Here is a 22,869-nt window from a genome sequence, read left to right as displayed (position 1 = left end):
GATACCTTCAGTCCCGCCGAATGCCGCAATTATCTCACCAACTCGGGGTACGGATCAATCTAATGTCATCCGACTCTAGCCCGGAAACAGCCCCACCAGCCTTGCCAGCGCGGTGCGCACCGCGCGGCGCTGGTCCTTGCCCGGCGACATGCCGATCCGCACCACGGTCAGCCGCTGCGATGGGGAAACAAGGATATATTGCCCGTTATGCCCGACGCAGCCGAACAGGCTGGCGGGCGCCTGCCCCGGCATCAGCGCGCTCTCGCTGCTCTCTCGGTTGAGCCACAGGTGCAGCCCATAGGCCGGGTTGCGGGCCGACGGCGTGGTCATGAGGTCGATCCACTTTTCCGGCAATATCTGGTGCCCGCCGGGGCCCTTGCCGCGCCGGCGCAGCAGCTCGCCAAAGCGGCCATAATCGCGCGCGGTCATGTGCAGGATGCTGCCGCCGATCATCGTGCCGGCGGCGTCATATTCCGGCGTCAGGCTGGGGAGCCGGCCGGGCGCTTTCAGCCTGCCGTCGATGAACATCTGCATCGCCCGCCGCCGCGCATCGGGATCGGCGCTGTTGGTCAGCATGCGGGTCATGAGATCGGTCAGGATCAGCGTGCTGCCGGTCGAATAGGAAAAGCGGTCGCCCGGCGGGTGCGCCAGCGGCTTGGCCTCGGCAAAGCCTGCCATGTCCCGCGCGCCATCCAGGAACAGCATCCGCACCGTGTCGCCATCGGTCACCGGCTCGCCATCCTCGACATGGCCGAGCCCCGAACTCATCGTCAGCAATTGCCGCAGCGTGATCCGACCGCGCGGGTCGCCCGGCTGGCTCCACGCCGGCACCGGCAGCGGCGAATCGAGCGCCAGCCGCCCGTCTGCGACCATCAGCCCGACCAGCACCGCCGTCACGCTCTTCGCCATCGACCAGGACAGCAATTTCGTGTCCGGCCCGAAGCCCGGCGCATAGCGCTCGGCCACGATCCTGCCGTCGCGCATTACCAGCAGCGCGCGGGTCTGGCCCATCAAATCGTCGTCGAACAAAGGGTCGATCGCGCCGCGCAGCGCGCTCTCCCCCACCGCCGCATCGGCCGCCACCTGATAGAGCGGTGCGGGCTGCTGCTCCGCCCGCACCGCCAGCCCTGCGACGGCGAGAAGCGCGACGATCCCGGCGCCTGCGCCAAGGCGCTTTACGATTCGGCTGTCGATCTGCATAAGCCGGCGCCCTTAGCGAAAGGGATCGAAAAGGACCATGGGTGTTCGCCGGAGATGGTGGATCATAGCCGCGCTGTTCGTTCTGGCGCTGCTTGGCCTGATCGCGTGGCAAGGCGCGACCCTCGCCGCCCGCGCGCGGCTCGGCGCGGCCTATGGCGCGCGGCTCGGCTGCTCCTGCCGCTATGTCGAAGGACGCGCCATGGGCAGCTGCGCCGACGACAAGGAACCTGGCATGGCGCTGGTCCGGCTGGAGGATGTGCCCGACGAAAAGGCGGTGAGGGCGCGCGTCCCCCTGCTCGCCACCCGCACCGCCCGGTTCAAGCCGGGTTGGGGCTGCCTGCTCGACCCGGCGGGTTGATAAAGGGACATTCGGTTTCGACGAACAGGCGGTGAGCAGAACGCGGGCCGACTACGACCCGCCGGGGGCGACATCGGGCGGGCGCGTCGCCGGGCGGCACCATGGCGGCCCCGCGCTCCCGGATATGGCGGCTTCTCAAGGCCCTGGAAAGAGCATAGCATCTCCGCGATCATCCCGGATGGCCGATCATCTGTCGGGCCGGGACAGCTCACAAGGGAGCGCCTGCCATGGTGAACCGGTACGGCACCGACAACAACGACACGCTCGTCGGCACGAGCCGCAGCGATCGGCTGGAGGGGCGCGGCGGGGCGGACGTTCTTTTCGGGCGAGGCGGCCGCGATATATTGCTGGGCGGCGCGGGCGACGATTATCTCCATTTGGGCATCGACGGACAATATTCTGACATATCGGGCAGCCAGCTCGATGGCGGCGACGGTTTCGACTGGGCCTATATCTCCCTGTTCGGCGTGACCCAGAATATACGGATCGGTTCGGATCTCGGCCGGATCACCGCGAATGACGGCGACGGCTCGGTCACGCGAACCTTGGTGACGATGGATGGAATAGAACGGCTCACCGCCTATCTCGGATCGGGCGACGACTATGTCCATGTGCAAAGCAATGCAGCCTCCATCTGGGCAGCGGATGGTCGGGACCGGCTGGTAGGCGGCGACCTGATCGACCTTTTCCATGGCGAGGGCGATGACGATGTCCTTTTCGGCAATGGCGGGGACGACACGCTGAACGGCGGCGCGGGCGACGATCGCATCTATGGCGGCGCGGGCATCGACGCTGTCGATGGCGGAGAGGGCCAGGACTATCTCTACGGCGGCGATGGTAACGACAGCATATCCGGCGGGCTTGGTCAGGATCGCATCCACGGCGATGCGGGTGACGATATGCTGTCCGGCTGGGTGGATGACGACGTCATCTTCGGGGATGCAGGCAATGATGTCATAACCGGCGAGTGGGGCGCAGACAGGCTTTACGGCGGCGTCGGCGATGATCGGCTGGACGGCGGGGACGACCGCGACATGCTCGACGGCGGCGATGGCAGCGATATAGTGCGGGGCGGCAACGGCAACGACCGGATTTACGGCGGGTTGGGCGCGGACCAGCTCTATGGCGGCGCCGGCAGGGACCGGTTCGTGTGGCGCAGCCTGGCCGAAGGCGGGGACACCGTGCAGGATTTCGATCGAGGGCAGGATCGGCTCGTCATCGCTGGCGATGCGGTCGGCGGCATCGCCAGCGTGGACGCGACCAACTTCGTGAGCAACGCCAATGGCGTGGCAGAGGATGCCGGCGACCGTTTCCTCTTTGCGCGCGGCACCCATCAGCTGTTTTTCGATCCCGACGGCACCGGCTCTGCCGCACCCAGCCTGATCGCGACCATCGTCTTCAACAGCGGTACGCAGATAACGGCAAGCGACATATTGATCGGGTGACAGGCGGCGGATCGGCGCAACAGGTGCGCGTCCCCTCTGCCCTGATCGATGCCCTCTATTCGTCCTTCGGTGGCGACATCTTCTCCACCGTCACAGGCGAATCCGGCGCTGGGGCGACCGCGCCCTTGACCAGCGCATCCAGACTCGAGCCGTCGAGGCCGAGTTCCTTCATCAGGCCATCGATTACCGGAGCCTGGGCGCGGTAGCGCAGGGCCGCGGAGACGGCGGCGTTGGCGAGGTTCTGGTCGCTGCCCGCGCTCGCCACGCCGTCGCTGCCCGCGCCGCCAGCCGTAAGGCCGTCGACCTGCACGATCCTGATCGAATCGATCGCTTCCATGGGTTTCGCGGCTTCGCGCACCAGGTCGGGCAGCACCTTGAGCAACGCCAGCTTGGTCTGGAGCGACACCTGATCCGACGAGAGCAGGTTGGCCGCCCCGTTGACGGCGCGCTGGCCGGCGGCCTCCACCTCGAAGCGGACGCGGTCGGCTTCGGCGCGCAGCTTGGCGGCTTCGGCCTCACCCTCGGCGGCGAGGCGCATGGCTTCGGCGCGGTCGGCCGCCGCCTGCTTCTCGGCCTCCGCCTCGACCCGGACCTGGATCGCGGCGCGCTCCGCCTCGCGCGCGGCGTCGATCAGCTCGATCCGCTTGGCGCGCTCGGCTACCTCGGTCGCGCGGCTGGTCTGCACTTGTTCCTCGGCCGCGACCGCCTTGGCGCGCGCCTCGTCGGCCTGCGCCTTGGCCTGGCTTTCCTCGCGGCTCTTGTTCTGCACCGCGATCTGCTGTTCCTGCCGCGCGAGTTCGAGCGCCTGCTCCTGCTCGATGCGCGCCTGCTTGACGGCGCGGTCGGCCTCGATCTGCTGGCTGTCGACCAGCTTCTTCGCCTCGATCTTGGCCTGTTCGGCCTCCTGGCTGCGCAGCGACTGTTCGCGCGCGACTTCGGCCATCTGCGCGGCGCATCTCCACCTCGCGCTGCTGCTCCAGCCGGGCGAATTCGGCGTCGCGCTGGATCAGCAGCGACTGGCGGTCGGCCTCCAGATTCTTGGTTTCGATCTGGACGCGGGTTTCCTGCTCGATGTCGTTGCGGCTCTTCTTGCGCAGTTCGATCTGCTCGGTCAGCTTGGTCAAACCCTCGGCGTCGAAGGCGTTGTTGGCATTGAAATGCTCGATCGAGGTCTGGTCGAGCCCGGTCAGCGAGACGCTTTCCAGTTCCAGCCCGTTCATTGCGAGATCGACCGAAGAAACCTGCTGCACCTTCTGCACGAAGTCGCTGCGCTGTTCGTGCAACTGGTTCATCGTCATGCCGGCCGCGACCGATCGGAGCGCGTCGACGAACTTGCCCTCGACCAGTTCCTTCAGCGCTTCGGGGTTCATGGTCCGCATGCCCAGCGTCTGCGCGGCGGTCGCGATCGACTGGGCGTCGGGCTTCACGCGGACGTAGAATTCGGCCTTCACGTCGATCCGCAGCCGGTCGAGCGTGATCAGCGCGTCGCTATTCTTGCGCTCGACCGCGAGGCGCACGGTGTTCATGTTGACCGGCATCGTTTCGTGGAAGATCGGCAGCACCAGCGCGCCGCCGTTCATCACGACCTTTTCGCCGCCAAAGCCCGTGCGAACGAAGCCGATCTCCTTGGACGCGCGCTTGTAAAGCCGGGCAATGACGATGCCGAGCACGATCAGGACCAGCAGGCCGCTACCGGCGATCATCGCATAGGGCAGGATGGAAAAGCTCTCCTGCACGGCGGGAAGGTTCATGTCTCTCTCCTAAAGGCGCGGCAGATAATGGTCGCCATGCGATATGGCGCGAAAGCCGTGATTGTCCTGACGAACGAGCAGGATCGTCTCGCCCTCCTCCAGAACGGCGCCGTCATTGTCGGGTTCGACCATGACATAATGGACCTGGCCGTGATGATCCTGCACCTGCGCGCGGGCGGGCGATCCGGTGGACGCGCGCCCGGTGACGATCCGGGCCTGACTGCCGACGAGATGGGCAAGCGGGATGGCGGTCGTATGATCCTGCGGCAGGAGCGGGCCGACAATCCGCGCGGCAAGGCCGGTCAAGGGCAGGGCGGCCACCGCAGCGGCCGGGACGGCGATCCACGGCGAGAGCATCGCACCGATCAGGTCGTGCGCGAGTTGCTGCCCCAGCAGGCCGATGATGGCGAAGAGAGTCAGAAACAGCGCCAGCAGCGCGAGCAAGGGCATCCGCCCAAAGCCGAGCCAGCCGAGCAGATCGCTGTCCACGTCGAGATCGGCATCGCCGGCAAAGCCCAGCGCCTGCACCCCGCCGATCAGCAGCATCAGCAGCAGCGCCGAGACGAAAACGATGTTTTCCGGCGCGAAAAGAAAGGCCGACACCCCATAACCCCCTGATTCGGGGGCGATGCTAACTCAGCTTCACATTCCCGGACAGCAAAACCGGATGCGTCGTTCAGCGACTCACCAGATCGCGGCTCATATAGATGTCGGCAAGGCTGCCGTCGGCCTTCATCGCGCAGGTGAAGCGGCGCGTCGCCCCGGTCGCGCGATAGGAAGGGCGCGCTTCGACCTGCCCGTCGATATTATAGCCGTTGTTGGTGGCGACGGGCGCGTCCATCTGCCGCACTTCGGCATAGCCGCCCTCGCGCTGCGCTTCGTCACGGGCGGCGAGCGCGCAGGCGTCCGCCATGGCGTCCTCGCGCGCGGCGATGTCGGAAAAGTCGGCGCCGTCGCGGGGCGGCGCGTCCTGGCGCACATCCTCGCCATAGTCGGTGCCGGTGCGGGGCGGCGGCGCGTCGGCGTCGCGATCGTCGCGGCCGGCTTGCGCCTTCCGGTCCTTGGACATGGAGGACGCGACGATAGCGACCGCGCCGACCAGCGCCGCGACGCCGATCGCGTCGCCCACGCCAAAGCCGTTGCCGCGATGATGGCGATGCCAGCCGCGGTCGTAGCCGCGGTCCCAGCGGGGGCGCGCTTCCGCCGGGCTGATGCTGCCGACCAGCAATCCGGCGCTGACCAGCGCGCCCGTCATCCAGCCTGTCTTGGTTCCGATCATGCCCATGCGCCTCCTGCGATGGAAAGAGCCATAGAAGCGGCCGGCTGTCGAGGGGATGAACGGCGCATCATCGCGGCTTCGCGCTGATGGGAAGGCCGGTGAAGCGGGCGGCGAAGCTGTAGCTGTCGGCAAATTCGTCGATCAGCTTGTCGATCGGCTTGCCCGATCCATGGCCGGCGCGGCTTTCGACGCGGAGCAAGCGGGGGCGCTCGCCCAGGTCCGCCGCCTGGAGCGCGGCGGCATATTTGAAGCTGTGCGCCGGCACCACCCGGTCGTCGGTGTCGGCGGTCGTAACGAGGATGGCGGGATAGGCGCGCCCGCCGATGATATTGTGATAGGGCGAATAGCCGTAGAGCAGCGGAAAATCCTTCGCCTTGTCGGGCGACCCATAATCGTCCACCCAGTATCGCCCTGCGGTGAAGCGGTCGAAGCGCAGCATGTCCATGACCCCCACGGCGGGCAGAGCGGCGGCGAACAGGTCGGGCCGCTGGTTCACCACCGCGCCGACCAGCAGCCCGCCATTGGAGCGCCCCTCGATTGCCAGGCCATCGGCGGGGGTGAAGCCGTTGGCCTTCAGCCACTCGGCCGCCGCGATGAAATCGTCGAACACATTCTGCTTGTTCGCGCCGCGTCCGGCCTCGTGCCATGCCTTGCCGAATTCGCCGCCGCCGCGCAGATTGGCGATCGCATAGACGCCGCCCTGCTCCAGCCAGGCCATGCGAACCGCCGAATAGCCGGGCGTCAGCGATATGTTGAAGCCGCCATAGCCATAGAGGATGGTCGGCGCGGCGATCGCGCGATCGGCCAGCGCCTTCTTGCGGATGATGGTGAGCGGGATCAGCGTGCCGTCCTTGGACGGATAGGTCCGCTGCTCGACACCATAGTCAGCGGGGTCGAAGGGGAGATCGGGCTTGGCGAAGGGCTGATATTGCAGCGTTGTCGTGTCGAAGCGGTAGATGCTGGCCGGCGTCACGAAGCCCGAAAAGCTGAAGAAGGTTTCCGGGTCGCCATCGCGCCCGCTGAAGCCAGCAGCCGTGCCGATGCCGGGAAGCGGCACGTCGGCGACCTTGCGCCCGTCCAGCTCGACCAGCTCGGCGACCGACTGGGCGTCGCTCGAATAGGCGAGGATCAGCCGATTGCCGATGAGCGATCCGCCCACCAGAATCTCGCGCCGCTCCTTCACCAGTTCCTTCGCCCGGCGTCGGGGATGGTCGGCGTCGAGCGTGACGAGGCGCAGATGCGGGGCGCCATCGTCGGTGACGAAATAAAGCGTCGGCCCCCGGCTGCCGATCAGTCGCCAGTCGTTGGTCGGGCCGCGCACCAGCAGGCGCGGCTTGATCGGCCCGCCGGTCAGCGCCGCGACATGGATTTCGCGGCGCGGATCGATCCCTTCGAACGAGCTGATGACCAGCCAGCTGCCATCGCTCGTCACCTGCGCCTGATGGCTGAGCGCCGGCCGGTCGGGCGTGGCGTAGATCAGCTGGTCCTGATCCTGGCTCGTGCCGATGCGGTGATAGTAAAGCTGCTGGTCGCGATTGGCGGATCGGAACGCCTCGCTCGCCTCCGGCGCGGCGAAACGCGAGTAGAAGAAGCCCTCGCCCCGGCCGTCCCAGGCGATCTGCGAGAATTTGACCCATTCGACCCGGTCGGGCAGCGGCTTGCCCGTCGCGACATCGATCAGATTGAGCGTGCGCCAGTCGCTGCCGGCCTCCTGCGTGGCGTAGGCGAGATAGCGGCCGTCGGGGGAGGGCGCCCATTCGGCGAGCGCGGTGGCGCCGTCCTTCGCCCAGTCATTGGGGTCGAGCAGCAGCCGCTGCGCGCCGGTCAACCCGTCGCGGACATAAAGCGGCGTCTGGTTCTGGAGCCCCTTGTTAAACCCGTAAAAATAGCGCCCGCCCGCCTTGCGCGGCACGGTGTAGCGGCCATGGGCGAAGAGCGCCTGCATCCGGCTTTTCAGCGCCTCGCGGCCCGGCAGAGCGTCGATATAGGACCGCGTGAAGGCGTTTTCCCGCGCCACCCAGTCGGCGACGGCGGGGTCGGCGCGCAGGTCGTTTTCCAGCCAGCGATAGGGATCGGGCACCTTTACGCCGAAATGCTCCTCGACCAGATCCTGGCGCGGCGCGATCGGATAGCGCAGGCCCGCGGCCTCGCGCGCGCTGCTGACCGAGATCGCCGCCTCGTCGAGCGGCGCGGGGGCAGGCTCGGAGGCCGCCGCCAGCAGCGGCAGCAGGATCAGGGCAGCGACGCGCATCCTCTCAGGGCTTTTTCTTGTCCAAAAGCAACAGGCCGCGACTCTATTGAGTCGCGGCCTGCGGGTAAAGTGCCAGTCCTGCAGGACAGGCCGTAAAAGGGATCAGGCCGCTTCCAGCTCGTCCGCATCCTCGCCCTGGACCGGGCCGCTGTCTTGGCCCTTGGCGTCCACGTCGCGGTCGACCAGCTCGATGATCGCGATCGGCGCGGCGTCCGACGCGCGGAAACCGGCCTTGATGATGCGGGTGTAGCCGCCGTTGCGGTCCTTGTAGCGCTCGGCCAGAACCTCGAACAGCTTGGTCAGCTGCGTATCGTCCTGAAGCCGCGAATGGGCCAGGCGACGGTTCGACAGGCCGCCCTTCTTGGCGAGGGTGATGAGCTTCTCGACATAGGGGCGAAGCTCCTTCGCCTTGGCCGACCCGGTCAGGATCTGCTCATGCTTGATGAGCGAGGCCGCGAGGTTGCGGAGCAGGGCGGTGCGGTGCCCCGCGCTGCGCTGAAGCTTACGATGACCAACCTTGTGACGCATGTTCGTTTCCTTCGTTCGTTAAGGGCCCGTATGAGGTAGCCCAGACCAGGCGACTGTTAGAGGTCATCGCCCATTCACCTTTTTCCCGTCACCCCAGCGAAAGCTGGGATTTCGTGCCCCAAGGTCGCCCGTGGCGGCCTGAGACCCCAGCTTTCGCTGGGGTGACGGGGGATGGATCAGCCCAGCAGCTCCTGTTCGAGCTTCTTGGCCATTTCCTCGATATTCTCCGGCGGCCAGCCGGGGATGTCCATGCCCAGGCGCAGGCCCATGGACGACAACACTTCCTTGATCTCGTTCAAGGACTTGCGGCCGAAATTCGGGGTCCGCAGCATCTCGGCCTCGGTCTTCTGGACCAGATCGCCGATATAGATGATGTTGTCGTTCTTGAGGCAGTTGGCCGACCGCACCGACAGTTCCAGCTCGTCCACCTTCTTGAGCAGGTAGCGGTTGATCGTGTTGGTGTCGCTCTCGCCTTCCGACGCGGTCGCGGCGGCGGCGTGGCTGGTCGACGGGCCGGCGGTCGGCAGCGCGTCCTCGAAATGGACGAACAGCTGGAGCTGGTCCTGGAGGATGCGGGCGGCATAGGCCACCGCGTCTTCCGGGGTCACCGTGCCGTCGGTCTCGACCGTCAGCGACAGCTTGTCATAGTCCAGTTCCTGGCCGACGCGGGTATTGTCCACCTTGTAGGCGACCTGACGGACCGGCGAATAGAGCGCGTCGATCGGGATGAGGCCGATCGGCGCGTCGGCCGGGCGGTTGGCGACGGCGGGAACATAGCCCTTGCCGATGTCGGCGGTCAGTTCCATGTTGAGCGTCGCGCCCTGATCCAGGTGGCAGATCACCAGATCGGGGTTCATCACCTCGATATCGCCCACGACGCTGATGTCGCCGGCCTTCACCACGGCGGGGCCGGTGGCGGACAGCTGGAGCCGCTTGGGGCCTTCGCCTTCCATCTTCAGCGCGACCTGCTTGATGTTGAGGACGATGTCGGTCACGTCCTCGCGCACGCCGGCGAGCGACGAGAATTCATGCAGGACATTCTCGATCTTGATCGAGGTGACCGCCGCGCCCTGGAGCGAGGAGAGAAGAACCCGGCGCAGCGCGTTGCCGAGCGTCAGGCCAAAGCCGCGCTCCAGCGGTTCGGCGACGAAGGTCGCCTTGCGCTTGCCGTCGCCCGAAGCCTTGATCTCAAGGCCGTTGGGCTTCTTCAATTCCTGCCAGTTCTTCATGTTGACAGTCATGTATTTCCCCTGGGGATGAGCCGGAACGCATAAAATCCTGAACCCGACAGGACGTTACCGGCGATGCAAACGGGCAAAGGGGCGACGCGTCCGCCGCCCCCCATGAACGCAGGGCCGGTGGTCAGACGCGGCGGCGCTTGGACGGACGGACGCCGTTGTGCGGGATCGGCGTCACGTCGCGGATCGAGGTGATGTGGAAGCCGACCGCCTGAAGCGCGCGCAGCGCGCTCTCGCGGCCCGAGCCGGGGCCCTTCACTTCGACTTCCAGCGTCCGCACGCCATGTTCGGCGGCCTTGCGACCCGCGTCCTCCGCGCACACCTGCGCGGCATAGGGGGTCGACTTGCGGCTGCCCTTGAAGCCCATCATGCCGGCCGAGGACCAGCTGATCGCATTGCCCTGGGCGTCGGTGATGGTCACCATGGTGTTGTTGAAGCTGGCGTTCACATGCGCGACGCCGGCCGAGATATTCTTGCGCTCGCGCCGCTTGATGCGCTGGGGTTCGCGTGCCATTTTGCTCTATCCTACTGAAATCGTTTGATCCGGGAGGCGTCTCGCGTGGGGAGAGCTGCCTCCGGCGGAGTAATCCGTCCCCCGGACGGATTACTTCTTCTTGCCAGCGATCGGCTTCGCCTTGCCCTTGCGGGTGCGCGCATTGGTGTGCGTGCGCTGGCCGCGGACCGGCAGGCCCTTGCGGTGGCGCAGGCCGCGATAGCAGGCAAGGTCCATCAGACGCTTGATGTTCATCGCGGTCTCGCGGCGCAGGTCGCCCTCGACCGTCAGGTCGGCGTCGATCGTCTCGCGGATCTGGAGCACTTCGGCGTCCGAAAGATCCTGGACGCGGCGGCTGTGGTCGATGCCCAGCTTGTCGGCGATGTCGACGGCGGTCTTGCGGCCGATGCCGTGGATGTAGGTGAGCGCGATGATCACGCGCTTGTTGGTCGGGATGTTGACACCCGCAATACGTGCCATGGTAAGTAAGTCTCCTGCTCCACAGGGCAGCCGGGGCGGCCCTATCTCAAAGCGTCCGGCCGACGATCCCTGGCGAGGAAAATCGGCCCATTACAAAGCCCCGCGACGCAAAAAAGACGGCCAGTGCAGGTTTGCACCGCCGCTCTCCAGCCTGTTGGGGAGGATGGCCCTTACCGATTCGGGGGCAGGCTGTCAATTGCCGCGCGGCCGGGCGCGCAAGCCCGGCGGCCTGCCCCTTTTCGGGTTGAGCGGCGCGGAACGCTTGGGCATGAGGGGGCAATGCGCCCGTCCCTGTCCCTTGCCGCCACCGCAACCCTGCTGATGCTGGGGTCATGCGTCGGGCCGCCCGCGCCGCGCGCCGTGGCCCCCGCGCCAGCGCGCCCGGTTCCGGCGGCCGCGCGGCCCGCGCCAGCGCCGGTTCAGCCGGTCGCGCCGCCCGCGCCGATCGAGTGGCAGCATCGGCCGCTCAGCCCCGGCAACTGGAGCTATCGCGCGGAAGCCGGGGGATCGGTGGCGCAGTTCGGCAGCGACGGCGCGTCGGCCACGCTGCGCTGCGACCGGGCGAGCCGACGGATCAGCCTGGCGCGTGCCGGGGCGGGGCAGGGCGACATGATCGTCCGCACCAGCTATGGCGCGACGACATGGCCCGCGACCGCTTCGGCGGGCGCTGCCCCGCAACTGGTCGCCCTGCGCGCCGCGTCCGATACGGCGTTCGACCAGATCGCCTATAGCCGGGGCAAATGGGCGGTCGAGACGACGGGGCAGCTGCCGCTGATCCTCCCCGCCTGGGCGGAGGTGGCGCGGGTGATCGAGGATTGCCGGGGGTGATGCTGCGGTCGCGCCGGATCGGCGCGGACGGAGAAGTATGATTCCAAAAAAGAATAATACAAGCCTTGAAGATTGACCGGCGTTGATTCACATTCATTCCGTGGCCCGACAAAGGCTTGCAAAGCCGGCGCGGTCCACGCGGGCTTCAACATAGCGAAAGGAGGTGATCCGATGTCTCATGGTTCAGCAATGGGGTCGGTTCAGTCCATTCGGGAAACGCGCCGCTGAGCGACGCCTTTTAGCGTCGATCACCCCTCATCAGAGCATTTGAGCGCCGACACACAGGCCATGTCTCTGGACGGGCGATAGCGCGACCAACCGTTTTCCACTGGGCGGCACTTCCGGCCGCTGACCATGTCAATGATGGGCCGTCGGGGCGTTCACGCGCACCCGGCGGCCCCTCTCATTTTTCAGGAACGCGCGACCCTGTCGCTATGCCCGGTCGCCGGAGTGGCTCGACGCTTGCAGCCGCAGCGCCATCTTCACCGTCGGCTCGGTGATCGGCAGCTCGAAATGGACGCCGAACCGCTTGCCGCGCATCCACACCACCCGGCCCGACACGGTCAGCAACTCCCCCACGATCGTCACATGCGCGCCGGCCGCCGGGGGGCGTTCGGCATGGAGCAACGCGCCCGAGACCGACAGGTCGAGCATATGGGCGCGCAGCGGTACGCCGTCCTGCCGCAGCAGGACAGGCTCGAACAGCTTGTGCCGCGCCGCTGCGCGCGGCCTCATGCCGCCGCCATATGCTCGATCGGTCAACGTGACAGCCTCCGCGGGCCGGAGGCATAGGCCGCGTCTGCTGCCACCGTCTCAACAAGCAGGGTCAGGCGCTCGTTAACCGTCCGGTGATTGATAGGCGCAGGGGCGGATGGCGGCTGGGTCCGGGCGCGCGGCGATGCGGCGGAACCGCGCGAGATAGCCGCCAGCGGTCGGCTTGGGGATCAGCTCCTCCAGCCGGAAGCCCATCGCCGCCAGCTCGCACGCCAGCAGGCGCGGCGGCGTGCCGTGCTGCTGCGTCGGGCGGTCGGCATCGACGACGATCAGGTCGCCATCCTTCTTGAGCGCGGGGCCCAGGTTCCAGAGAAAGGCATAGGGCTCGGCAATCTCATGATACATGTGGATCATGAGGATGCGGTCGAAGCTGTTTTCGGGCAGCTTGGGGTCTTCGGGCGCGCCGAGCTTCAGGCCGACATTGTCCCATTTCTCGCGCGTGATGCGGCGTGAGAGCGCTTCGATCACCTCGGGCATGATATCCTCGGCCAGCACCTTGCCGGTCGGGCCGACGCGTTTGGCGAGGCGAACGGTATAATAGCCCTCGCCCGCGCCAATGTCCGCGACGGTCATGCCGGGGCGGATGCCGGCGCGGTCCATGATGTCCTCCGCCTCATTGACCCGGTCGCGCGCTTCCTCGCTCGACCAGCGGGTGGAAACAATCGGCGCGACGGGGCGGTCGGCGCGGGGAAAGTCGCGCGCGGCGGCGGCGCGGTTCGCCTCGGCGCTGCCGGTCAGCGAATCGCAGGCGGCGAGCAGGACGATCGCGCCCGCCAGTGCCGCCGCGACGCGCATCAGTCGACATCCTCCACATCGACCTTCTCGCCCGTCACCTTCTGCGACAGGGCGGCGGCCATGAAGGGATCGAGCGCACCGTCCAGCACGTCGTCGGGCGAGGTGGAGGTGACGCCGGTGCGCAAATCCTTCACCAGCTGATAGGGTTGCAGCACATAGGATCGAATCTGGTGCCCCCAGCCGATTTCGGTCTTGGCCTGATAGTCGCTCGACGCCGCTTCCTCGCGCTTGCGCAGTTCCGCTTCGTAGAGCCGGGCTTTCAGCATATTCATCGCCGTCGCGCGATTCTTGTGCTGGGAGCGGTCGTTCTGCGACGCCACGATGATGCCGCTGGGCACGTGCGTGATACGGACAGCGGAGTCGGTCGTATTGACGTGCTGCCCGCCCGCGCCCGACGCGCGATAGGTGTCGATCTTGAGGTCGCTTTCCTTGATCTCGATGTCGATATCGTCGTCGATCACCGGATAGACCCAGACCGACGAGAAGCTGGTGTGCCGCCGCGCGCTGCTGTCATAGGGGCTGATGCGAACGAGGCGATGCACGCCGCTCTCGGTCTTGGCATAGCCATAGGCATTCTCGCCCTTGAACAGGAAGGTCGCGGACTTGATCCCCGCCTGATCGCCGGCCTGATAATCGACCAGTTCGACCTTGTAGCCGCGTCGTTCCGCCCAGCGCCGATACATGCGGCTCAGCATCTCGGCCCAGTCCTGGCTTTCGGTGCCGCCCGCGCCCGCATGGATTTCGAGGTACGTGTCGTAGCTGTCCGCCTCGCCCGCCAGCAGCGCCTTGATCTTGTCCTCGTCGGCGCGCTCGGCCAGCGCTTTGAGCGCCGCGACCGCCTCGTCCACCATGGCTTCATCGCCCTCGGCCTCGGCCATTTCGATGAGTTCGGCGGTGTCGGTCTTCTCCGCGTCGATCGCCCTGGTCGCGCCGATCGCGCTGTCCAGTCGGGTGCGCTCGCGCATCACCTCCTGCGCGGCCTTCGCATTGTCCCACAGCGTCGGGTCTTCGACGCGCGCGTTCAGCTCGTCCAGCCGCCGCAGCGCCCGGTCCCAGTCGAGCGACTGGCGCAGCAGCGCCAGCGCGGCGTCGATACGGTCGATATATTGCTGCGCTTCGGCGCGCATCTCTTGTCTCCGAAAAACTGCTCTGCGCGTCTCAACGCCTCAAGCGCCCGCCCCTATCCCGGATCGGGGGGATTGGAAAGGGGCAGGGGCGGGGAGGGGGGATACACTTTCCGCCCGATATCGCTATGAGGCGCGACGAACCGATTGTCCGCCCAGGGGTTTGACGCCATGACCACCATCCCGCCCGGCCTGCTGCCCGAAGGGCTGTCCGACCGGCTGCCGCCGCAGGCCGAAGCCTCCGCGCGCCTCACCCGCCGCGTGCTCGATACGGTGGCGAGCCATGGTTACGAGCGCGTCATGCCCCCGCTCGCGGAGTTTGAGGATACGCTGACCCAGCGCCTGAAATCCATGCGCGCGCAGGATCTGGTCCGCGCCGTCGATCCGGTGTCGCAACGCAGCCTGGCCTTCCGCCCGGACATGACGGCGCAGGTCGGCCGCATCGCCGCCACGCGCCTCAGCGCCGCGCCGCGCCCGCTGCGCCTCTCCTATGCCGGCCCGGTGATCCGGCAGAAGGCAAGCCAACTCCGCCCCGAGCGCGAGAAGCTGCAATTGGGCGCCGAGCTGATCGGCAGCGACAGCGCCGCCGCGGCGGTCGAGATCGTCAATGTCGCGATCGAGGCGTTGCAGGCCGCCGGCGTCACCGGCATCACCATCGACTTCACCCTGCCCGACCTCATCGACATGCTCGCCGCCGGGCCTTTGCCGCTTGGGCCGAGCCAGATCGAGGCGGTGCGCGCCGAACTGGACGCGAAGGACGCCGGCGCGCTGGTGGCGATCGGGCCGCAAGCGGCCGCCTATCTGCCGCTGATCGAAGCGACCGGGCCGTTCCACGCGGCGATGACCCGGCTGGAGGCGTTCAGCGCGCGGCTGGGCGGCGCGATCGACAGCCGCATCGCCGGCCTGCGCGCCATCGCTAAGCCGATCGGCTGGGACATCACCCTGACGCTCGACCCCACCGAACGCCACGGCTTCGAGTTCCAGAACTGGTTCGGCTTCTCGATCTTCGCGGAGGGCTTCATCGGAGAAATCGGCCGCGGCGGCAGCTACGCCATCGCCCGCGCGGACGGGGCGGACGAGCCGGCGATGGGCTTCTCCCTCTACCCCGACCCGCTGATCGATGCCGGCTTCGGTGGCGAAAGCCCCAAGCGGCTTTTCCTGCCGCTAGGGGCCGACGCGGCGCGCGCGGCGGAATTGCGGGCGGAGGGATGGCACACGGTCGCGGCGCTCAGCGAGGGCGAGGACGGCGCGGCGCAGCGCTGCTCGCATTGGCTGGATGGGGCGGACGTGCGGGCGTATTAATCGGAGAAGCCACGCTCCGGGCCACGCCACCAGAGGTTTGACGGCGGAGATTGGGTGGGAAGCGGACTGTCAGCTATCGATAGGGAAGTGAAGAAAGCAGGCATCGCCTCACCCTGCCTCACAATACATGCCTTATCAGGATGAAGCAGAGCGCTGCATTCAATGCCAGCAGCAACAGGCACCCCGGCGCGAACCAATTGCGCGGACCTGTCCATGGGAAACCAATGTAGGCTATTAGCCCTTCAACAGTCGTCGGTATCAAACCAGCTTCTTCATAAGTGCTTAGGACGACCCGGCCTTTTTGCGCAACCCGGACCCGCGCATCAACTATGCTCTGGGCGAGAAAGGTAAGCCATTTCAAAACGATTTTAGAGCCATCTGGGCATCCTTCCCGACGAGCTATGATGACCTGCCCTGCCTCGCTAACACCTAAAACGAGCCTTTTTCCAGCCGCATTAAAAGCGAAAATGTGCGAATGCTCGACCGCCCATGGCTCCAATTCGCGAAGCGCATCACCTTCGCTTCGGTATATTGAAACATCCCCCGGAATGCTCTCGTCTATGTCGCTACCATTGCTGTCATTAAGGATGACGACTTCTTCAAGCCAGTTTGGGGGCGCAGACATGATCCTTTTCTAGCATTGCATTGCATGTCTGCAATCGGGAATGAAATGAAGGGTTTGGATCGTCCCAAAATGGTCGTTTAGAGATATTCCCCTCCCGCCTGCGGGAGGGGGAGCGAGACTTGCGCGCGTAGCGCGTTAGTCGCAGCGGGGTGGGCTGTTGCAACGCTGCGCCGGCCCACCCCCTAGCCCCCTCCCGCTTGCGGGAGGGGGAACAAGCTGGCTCATAGTCGCCCCCAAGCCTCCCCGCCGTCATGCCGGGCTTGACCCGGCATCCCGCTTCTCTTCGACCCACGCCTGCCATCACGTCGCCCGCCTACTCGCCATCCCTTCCAAAGTAGGATTTTCTCTGATCTACCCCGCGAGATGAAGCCATCGCCGTCCCACCCCGCCACCCCCGCGCGCCGGCCCTCGGCACTAACATGCAACCGGCGCGTCACCGTGACCCTGATGTAAGGGGACAGAAGGATTTAGAATGACTTGGCGCTGCCCAAAAATGGGTTTTGCGTGGGATTATCCTTCAAAATCGGAGCCTATGTGGGACAGAAGTGGCGGGAAACCGCGCTTGCTTGGGGGTGCTGCAAAAAATCGGGCGATCGGGAAGCGCGGGGCGCTGTGTCTAGAGTGGCCCCCGAAATATACAGCGCCGGGACCAGAGCGTTTGGAGTGGGCGTTTTCTGAGAGGGTTTGAGAGGCGGCGCGAGAGAGGGCGCTTAAATGGCTCTCACCCGCCACTTTGGGGCTTCTCAGAGACGCGAAAGAGGGTCTCGGGCGGGCGCTGTGCCATGAATGGGGCAAAAAGAACTGGGACCATGGAGGTCCCAGTTCGCGCGGACGGTCCCACTTCCAAAAATCGGCGAAAATGCGCGGCTTGTCAGGCCCGTCGCGCCGGACCGCGGCCGAAGTGGGCTAATTGAACTGGGCCGAATTTTCCGGCGCTCAATCGCCCACTAGCGGAAGGGCCAGGCCGACAATGAAGGCGGCGATCGCGAGGCCGACGAACGCGACCAGCATGACGCGGCAACCAGGCCGGCCGGGCGGGTCGGGTTCGCGGTCGGACCATTCGTTTAGCATCGTCAGACTTCTGCCAGCAGCGTGGGATCGGGCAGCGAGGCTATGACATCGGCGGGCTGGACGCCACATGCGGCGGCGAGGCCGTCGAGCTCGGCACGGGTAATGGCAGCGCCGCGCCGCAGCGCCTCTGCGCGATCGGGGGCGATCCCCGCCATCTTCCTCAAACGTGCGCCATAGAGCGCATATTGGAACGCCCAGGCGTCGAACCAGTGCGTGCCACTCGCCATCGCGCGCGCGACCCCATGGCGGGGGCCATAGGGTTCATAGAGAAAGTCGCGCGGTATGTGCGGGCGGTTCCTCCGCTGGATCATCGGCGGCGTCCTTCGCGGCGGGCGATGATGCGATCGATGCGGCTGAGACCGGCATAGGCGTCATCTTCCCGCTGCTTGGGCCGGGCGGGCGGGCTGACCTCGCGCGGAAGCGCCGGCACCAGGTCATGCGTCGTCCAGATTTCCGCCAGCGGATCGAGGTAAATCTTGCCGACCTTGCCGGCCGGCACCGGATGCTCGCACCACCAGCCATAGCCGGCATCGACCGCGTCGGCCTCCGCCTGCAACAGTGTCGGCCGCCAGGGGGCCTTGGCTATGCCGAGGATACCGAAGCAATAGGCCGCGTCCCTGCGCCGCTGGATCATAGCGCCAGCCAGTCGGTTTCCGCCTCCTCCAGCGCGGCATGCATCTCGGGCGGCGCGGATACGGCGTTGAGCCGCTTGGACACGGCCTTGAAATCGCCCTCGATCGGAAATGCGGGATCGCGAAAGGCGTCCTTCGCGAGCTGTCCGATATCATCGTCCCGCTTGCGCTGGGCGAGCAGCCAGGTGCCGAAGGGTTGCCGCCGCGTGGTGAACTCCGATGCGTCGATCTGCTTCATGATGTTCCTCCTTCCGCCGACTCGGGCCGGCGAACTAATGAGAACATAATAGGAACAAAGGAGTCAATCAGGACGACGGCAGGAGCCTGTTCATCTGCTCGACCGACGTGATGATGGTGGCTTCGCAGCTCTTGTGATCGACGGCGGCTGCGACCTCTTCAATGTTCATGCCGCCGAAGCCATTTTCCGCGCGGTATTTCATTCGGATAGGATGATAGCCAGTGCTGGTCGCCGGGCCGATCAGAGTGTCGGCATGTTCAAAGGAACTGGGGTTGCGCAGGTTTTCCTTCATCTGCTCGACCAGCGATCGATTGGAACCGTCCCAAGTGCTAAGGCAATGAAAGCCCTTCGCTTCGCTATCTGCCGTCTCCGGTGCAGCCGTTTGACCAGCCTCCGTATCGTCCGCGCTATTCAAGCTGGCCGCTGTGGCTTCTGTCGGTGAATCGCGCGTGGTCGAAGCTTGGTCGGCTTGGCCGCCACCGTTTGCGATAGCGATGATTAATAGGACTGCCAACACAGCCACCACTCCATAGAATTGACGGTCGGTCAGCTTCATCGTGCCCCTCACACCCTCTGGATATATTTGCCATAAATACGGCAGATTGGTACGAACTGATCCTCGCCTACATCTTCTGGCGCAATGACATCTTCCTCCACCCGTTCGCGCGGACGCAGCGAATAGCGGGCGACTTTTAAACCGCCCTCTCGCCTCCAAATGACGACGTGGCCATCCTGCAGCTCCACCGGAGTGATTTCCCGCACAAAGACGAGGTCATCTTCGGCGAGATCGCGATCGCCGCGTCGGCTTGCATAATCGCCGGGCAGCTTCACCAGGTAGAGGTCAAACGAAGTCCCAAGCGCCCGATTGAGCCAGTCTTTTCGGAAGGGCGTCCAAGACAGTGGCTCGCCCTTCCCCGTGTCCGTCACATTGCGCAGATCGAAGAAGGGTATCTCTTCCCACTCCGCATCCTCGATCGACACCAACGACCTGGGCGTTTCGGCTCCACTAACCAGCCATCGAGCATCGCATTTGAGATAGTCCGATAGCGGGAACAAATGTTCCGCTTTCGGGACACCTTCGCCCTTGCGATAACGGGAGAGCGATGACGTAGGAATGCCCGTACCTCTAGACACTTGGGCATCAGTCAGCCCCAACGCCTCCATACGCGCAACATAGCGGGCGGCAAAGCCGCCAATCCCACTTTGCCCTTGCAAATCCCGTTTTCGGGAATTATCGTCCCATTTTGAAGCGAAGTCACCGAGGGATTGGGACATGTCAGTTGAAGCTCCTCATCGAGAGGACATCAAGTCGGAGCTGAGGAAGCGCCACCGCTCCATGGCGGCGTTCGAGGCGGCGAAGGGCCTTCCGGCGCAATCGACGCGCGACGTGCTGCGAGGACGCGCCGTGGCGCGCACCGCGCAGGCCATTGCGGAGGAACTCAACACGACGGTCGAGCAGCTGTTTCCAGGCCGGTTCAAATCCCATATTCGGGACAATATATCTGAAACTGCGGAAACGCACCGTATAAATGCTGGAGGCCGATAAACATGGCTTCCGCCCCCAAAGTCGACCCGGTCGCGGTCGTCCTGCAGATCAGCCCTAACGACATCCTAGTCGGCGATCGCATCGGCATCATCTGGCCCGATAAGGCTGCCGCGCTCGGCAAGCTGATGGTCGCTAACGGCCAGCGCACCCCCATCAACGTCCGGCGTAGCGGCCCGAACGCGGCCAAGCCGTGGACGCTGGTGTCCGGTTGGCACCGGCTGGAGGGCGCGAAGCTGGAGCAGCTGCGCGCGATCGACGCGATCGAGGTCTATGGCGAATATCGCGAGATCGAGGCGGAGGAGAACCTTCACCGGCGCAGCCTGGCCCCGATTGAGCGCGCATGCTTCGTTCGCGCCATCGCTGATGCGGCAGAGGCGCGGCTCGCTGGCCAGCATGAGGGTTTGAGCCAGCAGCAGATCGCGGTCCGCGCCCGCTGGGACGCGTTGAAAGCCAAGGCTCCAGGCGTCGAGCGCGACGACAATCTTAACGATGCCGAAGCTGAACATACGGCGGCAAACTTTGCCACCGTATATGGATGGCAAGATGCAACTGCCGAAGCTCTGGGCTTGTCCAAGCGCACGGTGCGCGATGACCTCGCCCTCCACCGCGCCATCATCGCGCCGTTTCCCGACCTCTACGAAGCGCTCGCCCGGCATCCGATCGTTGGCGAAAACGCCTCGGCGCTGCGCGAGATCGCGTCGTTCGGGCTGGAGAGCCGCCGCGACCTGATCGAGGCGCTGATCGACGCGCCGGACATGACGCTGGCGCAGGCGAAGGAAGGGCTCGGCCTTTCTACTCCATCGGCGCCGGCCGCGACGGGCGCGACCAAATATATGAACAACGCCGCCAGCAACATCGCACGGCTGTCGGCCTCTCAGCAACGCGACTTCGTGCCGGCGCTGCTCCAGGCGCTCAAGCCGTCCGTGCTGGACACCATCGTCGCCGAGATCGCCGCGATGAAGGCGAAAGGCGGTGCGGAATGAGCGGTGCGCGGCATCATACCGTCTGCTCGGCCGAGGGCTGCACTGCGACCATCTCGCGCGGCTGGTTCTGCGAGGGCCATTGGTTTGCCATCCCAGAGGATCTGCGCCGGGCGGTGCTTGCTGCCTTCAAGGCCGCGACCGCCGCGCATTGCCGCGCTCCGCGCGACGAGCAGGAGGCGCTCAACCGCGCCTACGGGAGCGCCTTCCGCGACTGCCAGGACCATCTGCGCCGGGTCGGCCGCACCACGACGGCCGAGGCCATGACCACCGTGGCGATCGCCGCCGATGGGCAGCGCGTCACCTATGCCAATGGGAGGATGCTGTGACGCGCACCGAACGAGCGCTTTCCATGCACGCCGAGGGCCGCAGCAATCGCGAGATCGCGCAGGCTTTGGGTGTCTCCGTCAGCTGCGCCAGCGCGCTCCTTTCGAGCGGTCACCGGGCGAAGAAGCGGGGCGGGAATGGGACACCCACTGGTCGCGGGCGCTACGGCATTTCCACGTCCGAGCTCGAAACGACCATCATGGACCTCTATGAGGCCGACGTCAGCCGCTCCGCGATCGCTGAGCAGCTGGGCATCCGCCGCGAAACCGTCGACAAGATCATCGGCTACATGCAGGTGGGCCATTCCGAGCTGGTCAACGGCCCCTCGGCGATCGCCCGCGCGTCGGCAATGCTTCTCGATGCGATCCGCCGCCACCATCCCGAAAGGTGCGGGGCATGAGCGATCTCGCCGAACTGCGTGCCTTGGTCGCCGACATCCGCATGAGCCTCGACAGCGGGGAGTCGCCGCGAAAGATCGTGGATGCTCTAGTCCGCGACCGCGGTGCGCGCCGACGCTACAATTGCGGTGCCGATCATCTGCGGCTTGCCGGCGTCGCGGCCAGCTGCACCAGCGAAAATCACCTGTTGGGTGCTTGGGTTCGAGCGGCCGAACGCCGCATCGGGAAGGAGGCGGCGCAATGACCGCCAACCGCTCCACCGCAGTTATGCAGCGTCGCCGCGTCGCGCCGGAAGCGCTCGACTATTTTCCAACGCCGCCCTTTGCCACCCGCGCCCTGTGCGAGTTCCTGGAGGCGAATGTCACCGGATGTCTGAAGCGCCGCAGTGTGTGGGAGCCGGCTTGCGGCGAGTTGCACATGGCCCGTCCTCTCGCCGAATATTTTGGCACGGTGCGCGCCAGCGACGTACATCCGTATGGCGGCCACGAAGTAACGGATTTTCTGTTTTTTGGTCATGGTGAACCGCAGACCGATTGGGTCATCACAAATCCGCCATTCCGCTTAGCGGAAGCATTTGTCGACACTGCGCGCAAGGTCGCGCGCGGGGGTGTCGCCATGCTGCTGCGGAGCGCCTGGCTGGAAGGCGAGGAACGTCTTGCCAACCTATTCAGCAAGACGCCCCCCGATTATGTTCTTCAATTCGCGGAGCGTGTCGTCATGCTCGAAGGGCGGCTGATCCGTAAGGGCGCTGCCGATCCTTTCGCCGAAAAGCCAGGCACACGGGCATCTTCGGCAACAAGCTACGTCTGGGTCATATGGCTTGCCGAGGGCGGCCGAGCCGACACCCGCCTTCGGTGGATCGCTCCATGTTTCGAGCGGCTCGAGCGCGTTGGGGACTACCCCAGCTATGGCGTCGCTACCGTCGACGGCCCTGATAGCGATCTCTTTGATGGAGGGTCCGCGCAATGACCGAGCCATCCGCCCAGGCTGAGCGCTTCCACCGCGCGCGCACCGAGTTCGAGGAGGCAATGGCGGCCGGCTGCTCCATCCTGGAGCTGCGCCGCCGCAAGCTCGCGATCCGCGCCGCCTTGCGCGAACGCGCCTGCGCGCAAGTCGCCGAGCGCACCGCCGACATGATGGACGATGGCGCAGCCATCCGGGGCGATTTCCGCGCCTGGGACTGCCGCCACATGATGAGGGACTGAG

Annotated in this window: 29 protein-coding genes and 1 pseudogene; 11 read left to right on the top strand and 19 right to left on the bottom strand. The window is 65.8% G+C overall.

What is annotated here, in order from left to right:
• Nucleotides 1-75 precede the first annotated feature (75 nt).
• Nucleotides 76-1,200, bottom strand: a complete 1,125-nt coding sequence (locus tag ACETPF_RS13635) for a serine hydrolase domain-containing protein (protein WP_373935052.1) — start codon at nucleotides 1,198-1,200, stop codon at nucleotides 76-78.
• A gap of 37 nt (nucleotides 1,201-1,237) precedes the next feature.
• Here ACETPF_RS13635 and ACETPF_RS13630 point away from each other — a divergent pair, with 37 nt between their 5' ends.
• Both ACETPF_RS13630 and ACETPF_RS13625 read left to right on the top strand, forming a co-directional pair.
• Entirely contained in the window at nucleotides 1,238-1,558 is a 321-nt protein-coding gene (locus ACETPF_RS13630) for a hypothetical protein (protein WP_373935050.1), read from the top strand.
• Between the two features lie 227 nt (nucleotides 1,559-1,785).
• Complete coding sequence (locus ACETPF_RS13625) at nucleotides 1,786-3,003, top strand: calcium-binding protein (RefSeq protein WP_373935048.1); 1,218 nt, start codon at nucleotides 1,786-1,788, stop codon at nucleotides 3,001-3,003.
• A 55-nt stretch (nucleotides 3,004-3,058) separates the two neighbouring features.
• Here ACETPF_RS13625 and ACETPF_RS13620 read toward each other — a convergent pair.
• The 8 genes and pseudogenes from ACETPF_RS13620 to rpsM form a co-directional block, all read right to left on the bottom strand.
• A pseudogene (locus ACETPF_RS13620) lies at nucleotides 3,059-4,754 on the bottom strand (flotillin family protein).
• 9 nt (nucleotides 4,755-4,763) lie between these two features.
• Complete coding sequence (locus ACETPF_RS13615; protein ID WP_373935061.1) at nucleotides 4,764-5,300, bottom strand: OB-fold-containig protein; 537 nt, start codon at nucleotides 5,298-5,300, stop codon at nucleotides 4,764-4,766.
• A 130-nt stretch (nucleotides 5,301-5,430) separates the two neighbouring features.
• A complete protein-coding gene (locus ACETPF_RS13610) occupies nucleotides 5,431-6,039 on the bottom strand; it encodes a hypothetical protein (protein WP_373935047.1) in 609 nt (202 codons plus the stop codon).
• 61 nt (nucleotides 6,040-6,100) lie between these two features.
• Nucleotides 6,101-8,284 (bottom strand): prolyl oligopeptidase family serine peptidase, encoded by a 2,184-nt coding sequence (locus tag ACETPF_RS13605; RefSeq protein ID WP_373935046.1) that lies wholly within the window; start codon nucleotides 8,282-8,284, stop codon nucleotides 6,101-6,103.
• A 102-nt stretch (nucleotides 8,285-8,386) separates the two neighbouring features.
• Nucleotides 8,387-8,812: a 50S ribosomal protein L17 gene (gene rplQ / locus ACETPF_RS13600; protein WP_373935045.1), complete on the bottom strand. Its 426-nt coding sequence runs from the start codon at nucleotides 8,810-8,812 to the stop codon at nucleotides 8,387-8,389.
• 176 nt (nucleotides 8,813-8,988) lie between these two features.
• Nucleotides 8,989-10,053 (bottom strand): DNA-directed RNA polymerase subunit alpha, encoded by a 1,065-nt coding sequence (locus tag ACETPF_RS13595; protein ID WP_373935044.1) that lies wholly within the window; start codon nucleotides 10,051-10,053, stop codon nucleotides 8,989-8,991.
• A gap of 121 nt (nucleotides 10,054-10,174) precedes the next feature.
• A complete protein-coding gene (gene rpsK, locus ACETPF_RS13590) occupies nucleotides 10,175-10,564 on the bottom strand; it encodes a 30S ribosomal protein S11 (protein ID WP_004208752.1) in 390 nt (129 codons plus the stop codon).
• 90 nt (nucleotides 10,565-10,654) lie between these two features.
• A complete protein-coding gene (gene rpsM, locus ACETPF_RS13585) occupies nucleotides 10,655-11,023 on the bottom strand; it encodes a 30S ribosomal protein S13 (protein ID WP_007686665.1) in 369 nt (122 codons plus the stop codon).
• 279 nt (nucleotides 11,024-11,302) lie between these two features.
• On the opposite strand from rpsM, the gene ACETPF_RS13580 reads away from it, so the two are divergent.
• Nucleotides 11,303-11,851, top strand: a complete 549-nt coding sequence (locus tag ACETPF_RS13580) for a hypothetical protein (RefSeq protein ID WP_373935043.1) — start codon at nucleotides 11,303-11,305, stop codon at nucleotides 11,849-11,851.
• 432 nt (nucleotides 11,852-12,283) lie between these two features.
• Here the strand turns inward: ACETPF_RS13580 and ACETPF_RS13575 are convergent, their stop codons facing one another.
• From ACETPF_RS13575 to prfB, 3 genes are all read right to left on the bottom strand, one after another.
• Nucleotides 12,284-12,586 (bottom strand): PilZ domain-containing protein, encoded by a 303-nt coding sequence (locus ACETPF_RS13575; protein WP_373935042.1) that lies wholly within the window; start codon nucleotides 12,584-12,586, stop codon nucleotides 12,284-12,286.
• A 102-nt stretch (nucleotides 12,587-12,688) separates the two neighbouring features.
• Nucleotides 12,689-13,420 carry a class I SAM-dependent methyltransferase gene (locus tag ACETPF_RS13570; protein ID WP_373935041.1) on the bottom strand — a complete coding sequence of 244 codons (732 nt, stop codon included), beginning with the start codon at nucleotides 13,418-13,420 and terminating at the stop codon, nucleotides 12,689-12,691.
• Nucleotides 13,420-14,547, bottom strand: a complete 1,128-nt coding sequence (gene prfB, locus ACETPF_RS13565; RefSeq protein ID WP_373935040.1) for a peptide chain release factor 2 — start codon at nucleotides 14,545-14,547, stop codon at nucleotides 13,420-13,422. Before prfB ends, ACETPF_RS13570 begins: the two co-directional genes overlap by 1 nt.
• Nucleotides 14,548-14,715: 168 nt before the next feature.
• On the opposite strand from prfB, the gene ACETPF_RS13560 reads away from it, so the two are divergent.
• Entirely contained in the window at nucleotides 14,716-15,846 is a 1,131-nt protein-coding gene (locus ACETPF_RS13560; RefSeq protein ID WP_373935039.1) for an ATP phosphoribosyltransferase regulatory subunit, read from the top strand.
• A 118-nt stretch (nucleotides 15,847-15,964) separates the two neighbouring features.
• On the opposite strand, the gene ACETPF_RS13555 is transcribed toward ACETPF_RS13560, so the two are convergent.
• From ACETPF_RS13555 to ACETPF_RS13525, 7 genes are all read right to left on the bottom strand, one after another.
• Complete coding sequence (locus ACETPF_RS13555) at nucleotides 15,965-16,471, bottom strand: hypothetical protein (protein WP_373935038.1); 507 nt, start codon at nucleotides 16,469-16,471, stop codon at nucleotides 15,965-15,967.
• Between the two features lie 936 nt (nucleotides 16,472-17,407).
• Nucleotides 17,408-17,542, bottom strand: a complete 135-nt coding sequence (locus ACETPF_RS13550) for a hypothetical protein (protein ID WP_373935037.1) — start codon at nucleotides 17,540-17,542, stop codon at nucleotides 17,408-17,410.
• Nucleotides 17,543-17,544: 2 nt separating this feature from the next.
• On the bottom strand, nucleotides 17,545-17,853 hold the full coding sequence (locus ACETPF_RS13545; RefSeq protein ID WP_373935036.1) for a helix-turn-helix domain-containing protein: 309 nt from the start codon (nucleotides 17,851-17,853) through the stop codon (nucleotides 17,545-17,547).
• The gene (locus ACETPF_RS13540; RefSeq protein ID WP_373935035.1) at nucleotides 17,850-18,176 is read right to left on the bottom strand and encodes a hypothetical protein; all 327 of its coding nucleotides are present in this window, start codon (nucleotides 18,174-18,176) and stop codon (nucleotides 17,850-17,852) included. The genes ACETPF_RS13545 and ACETPF_RS13540 overlap by 4 nt, the downstream gene beginning before the upstream one ends.
• Nucleotides 18,173-18,412 (bottom strand): YozE family protein, encoded by a 240-nt coding sequence (locus tag ACETPF_RS13535; RefSeq protein WP_373935034.1) that lies wholly within the window; start codon nucleotides 18,410-18,412, stop codon nucleotides 18,173-18,175. The genes ACETPF_RS13540 and ACETPF_RS13535 overlap by 4 nt, the downstream gene beginning before the upstream one ends.
• A gap of 67 nt (nucleotides 18,413-18,479) precedes the next feature.
• Nucleotides 18,480-18,968, bottom strand: coding sequence for a hypothetical protein (locus tag ACETPF_RS13530; protein ID WP_373935033.1), 489 nt, complete (start codon nucleotides 18,966-18,968; stop codon nucleotides 18,480-18,482).
• An 8-nt stretch (nucleotides 18,969-18,976) separates the two neighbouring features.
• On the bottom strand, nucleotides 18,977-19,687 hold the full coding sequence (locus tag ACETPF_RS13525; RefSeq protein ID WP_373935031.1) for a helix-turn-helix domain-containing protein: 711 nt from the start codon (nucleotides 19,685-19,687) through the stop codon (nucleotides 18,977-18,979).
• Between ACETPF_RS13525 and ACETPF_RS13520 the strand changes: the two genes are divergently transcribed.
• Genes ACETPF_RS13520 through ACETPF_RS13490 form a run of 7 tightly spaced genes read left to right on the top strand, consistent with a single transcriptional unit; the run spans nucleotide 19,686 to nucleotide 22,868 of the window.
• A complete protein-coding gene (locus tag ACETPF_RS13520) occupies nucleotides 19,686-19,958 on the top strand; it encodes a helix-turn-helix domain-containing protein (protein ID WP_373935030.1) in 273 nt (90 codons plus the stop codon). The genes ACETPF_RS13525 and ACETPF_RS13520 overlap by 2 nt on opposite strands.
• Before the next feature lie 2 nt (nucleotides 19,959-19,960).
• Nucleotides 19,961-20,941 (top strand): hypothetical protein, encoded by a 981-nt coding sequence (locus ACETPF_RS13515; protein ID WP_373935029.1) that lies wholly within the window; start codon nucleotides 19,961-19,963, stop codon nucleotides 20,939-20,941.
• Nucleotides 20,938-21,267, top strand: a complete 330-nt coding sequence (locus ACETPF_RS13510; RefSeq protein WP_373935028.1) for a hypothetical protein — start codon at nucleotides 20,938-20,940, stop codon at nucleotides 21,265-21,267. The genes ACETPF_RS13515 and ACETPF_RS13510 overlap by 4 nt, the downstream gene beginning before the upstream one ends.
• Nucleotides 21,264-21,665, top strand: a complete 402-nt coding sequence (locus ACETPF_RS13505; protein WP_373935027.1) for a hypothetical protein — start codon at nucleotides 21,264-21,266, stop codon at nucleotides 21,663-21,665. The genes ACETPF_RS13510 and ACETPF_RS13505 overlap by 4 nt, the downstream gene beginning before the upstream one ends.
• Nucleotides 21,662-21,907 (top strand): hypothetical protein, encoded by a 246-nt coding sequence (locus ACETPF_RS13500; RefSeq protein WP_373935026.1) that lies wholly within the window; start codon nucleotides 21,662-21,664, stop codon nucleotides 21,905-21,907. The genes ACETPF_RS13505 and ACETPF_RS13500 overlap by 4 nt, the downstream gene beginning before the upstream one ends.
• Complete coding sequence (locus tag ACETPF_RS13495; RefSeq protein ID WP_373935025.1) at nucleotides 21,904-22,632, top strand: hypothetical protein; 729 nt, start codon at nucleotides 21,904-21,906, stop codon at nucleotides 22,630-22,632. The genes ACETPF_RS13500 and ACETPF_RS13495 overlap by 4 nt, the downstream gene beginning before the upstream one ends.
• The gene (locus tag ACETPF_RS13490) at nucleotides 22,629-22,868 is read left to right on the top strand and encodes a hypothetical protein (RefSeq protein ID WP_373935024.1); all 240 of its coding nucleotides are present in this window, start codon (nucleotides 22,629-22,631) and stop codon (nucleotides 22,866-22,868) included. The genes ACETPF_RS13495 and ACETPF_RS13490 overlap by 4 nt, the downstream gene beginning before the upstream one ends.
• Nucleotide 22,869: the final 1 nt, after the last annotated feature.

Origin of the sequence: Sphingobium agrisoli (assembly GCF_041877245.1) — a bacterium.
GTDB lineage: Bacteria > Pseudomonadota > Alphaproteobacteria > Sphingomonadales > Sphingomonadaceae > Sphingobium.
This window is presented reverse-complemented; position numbering and strand designations above follow the sequence as displayed.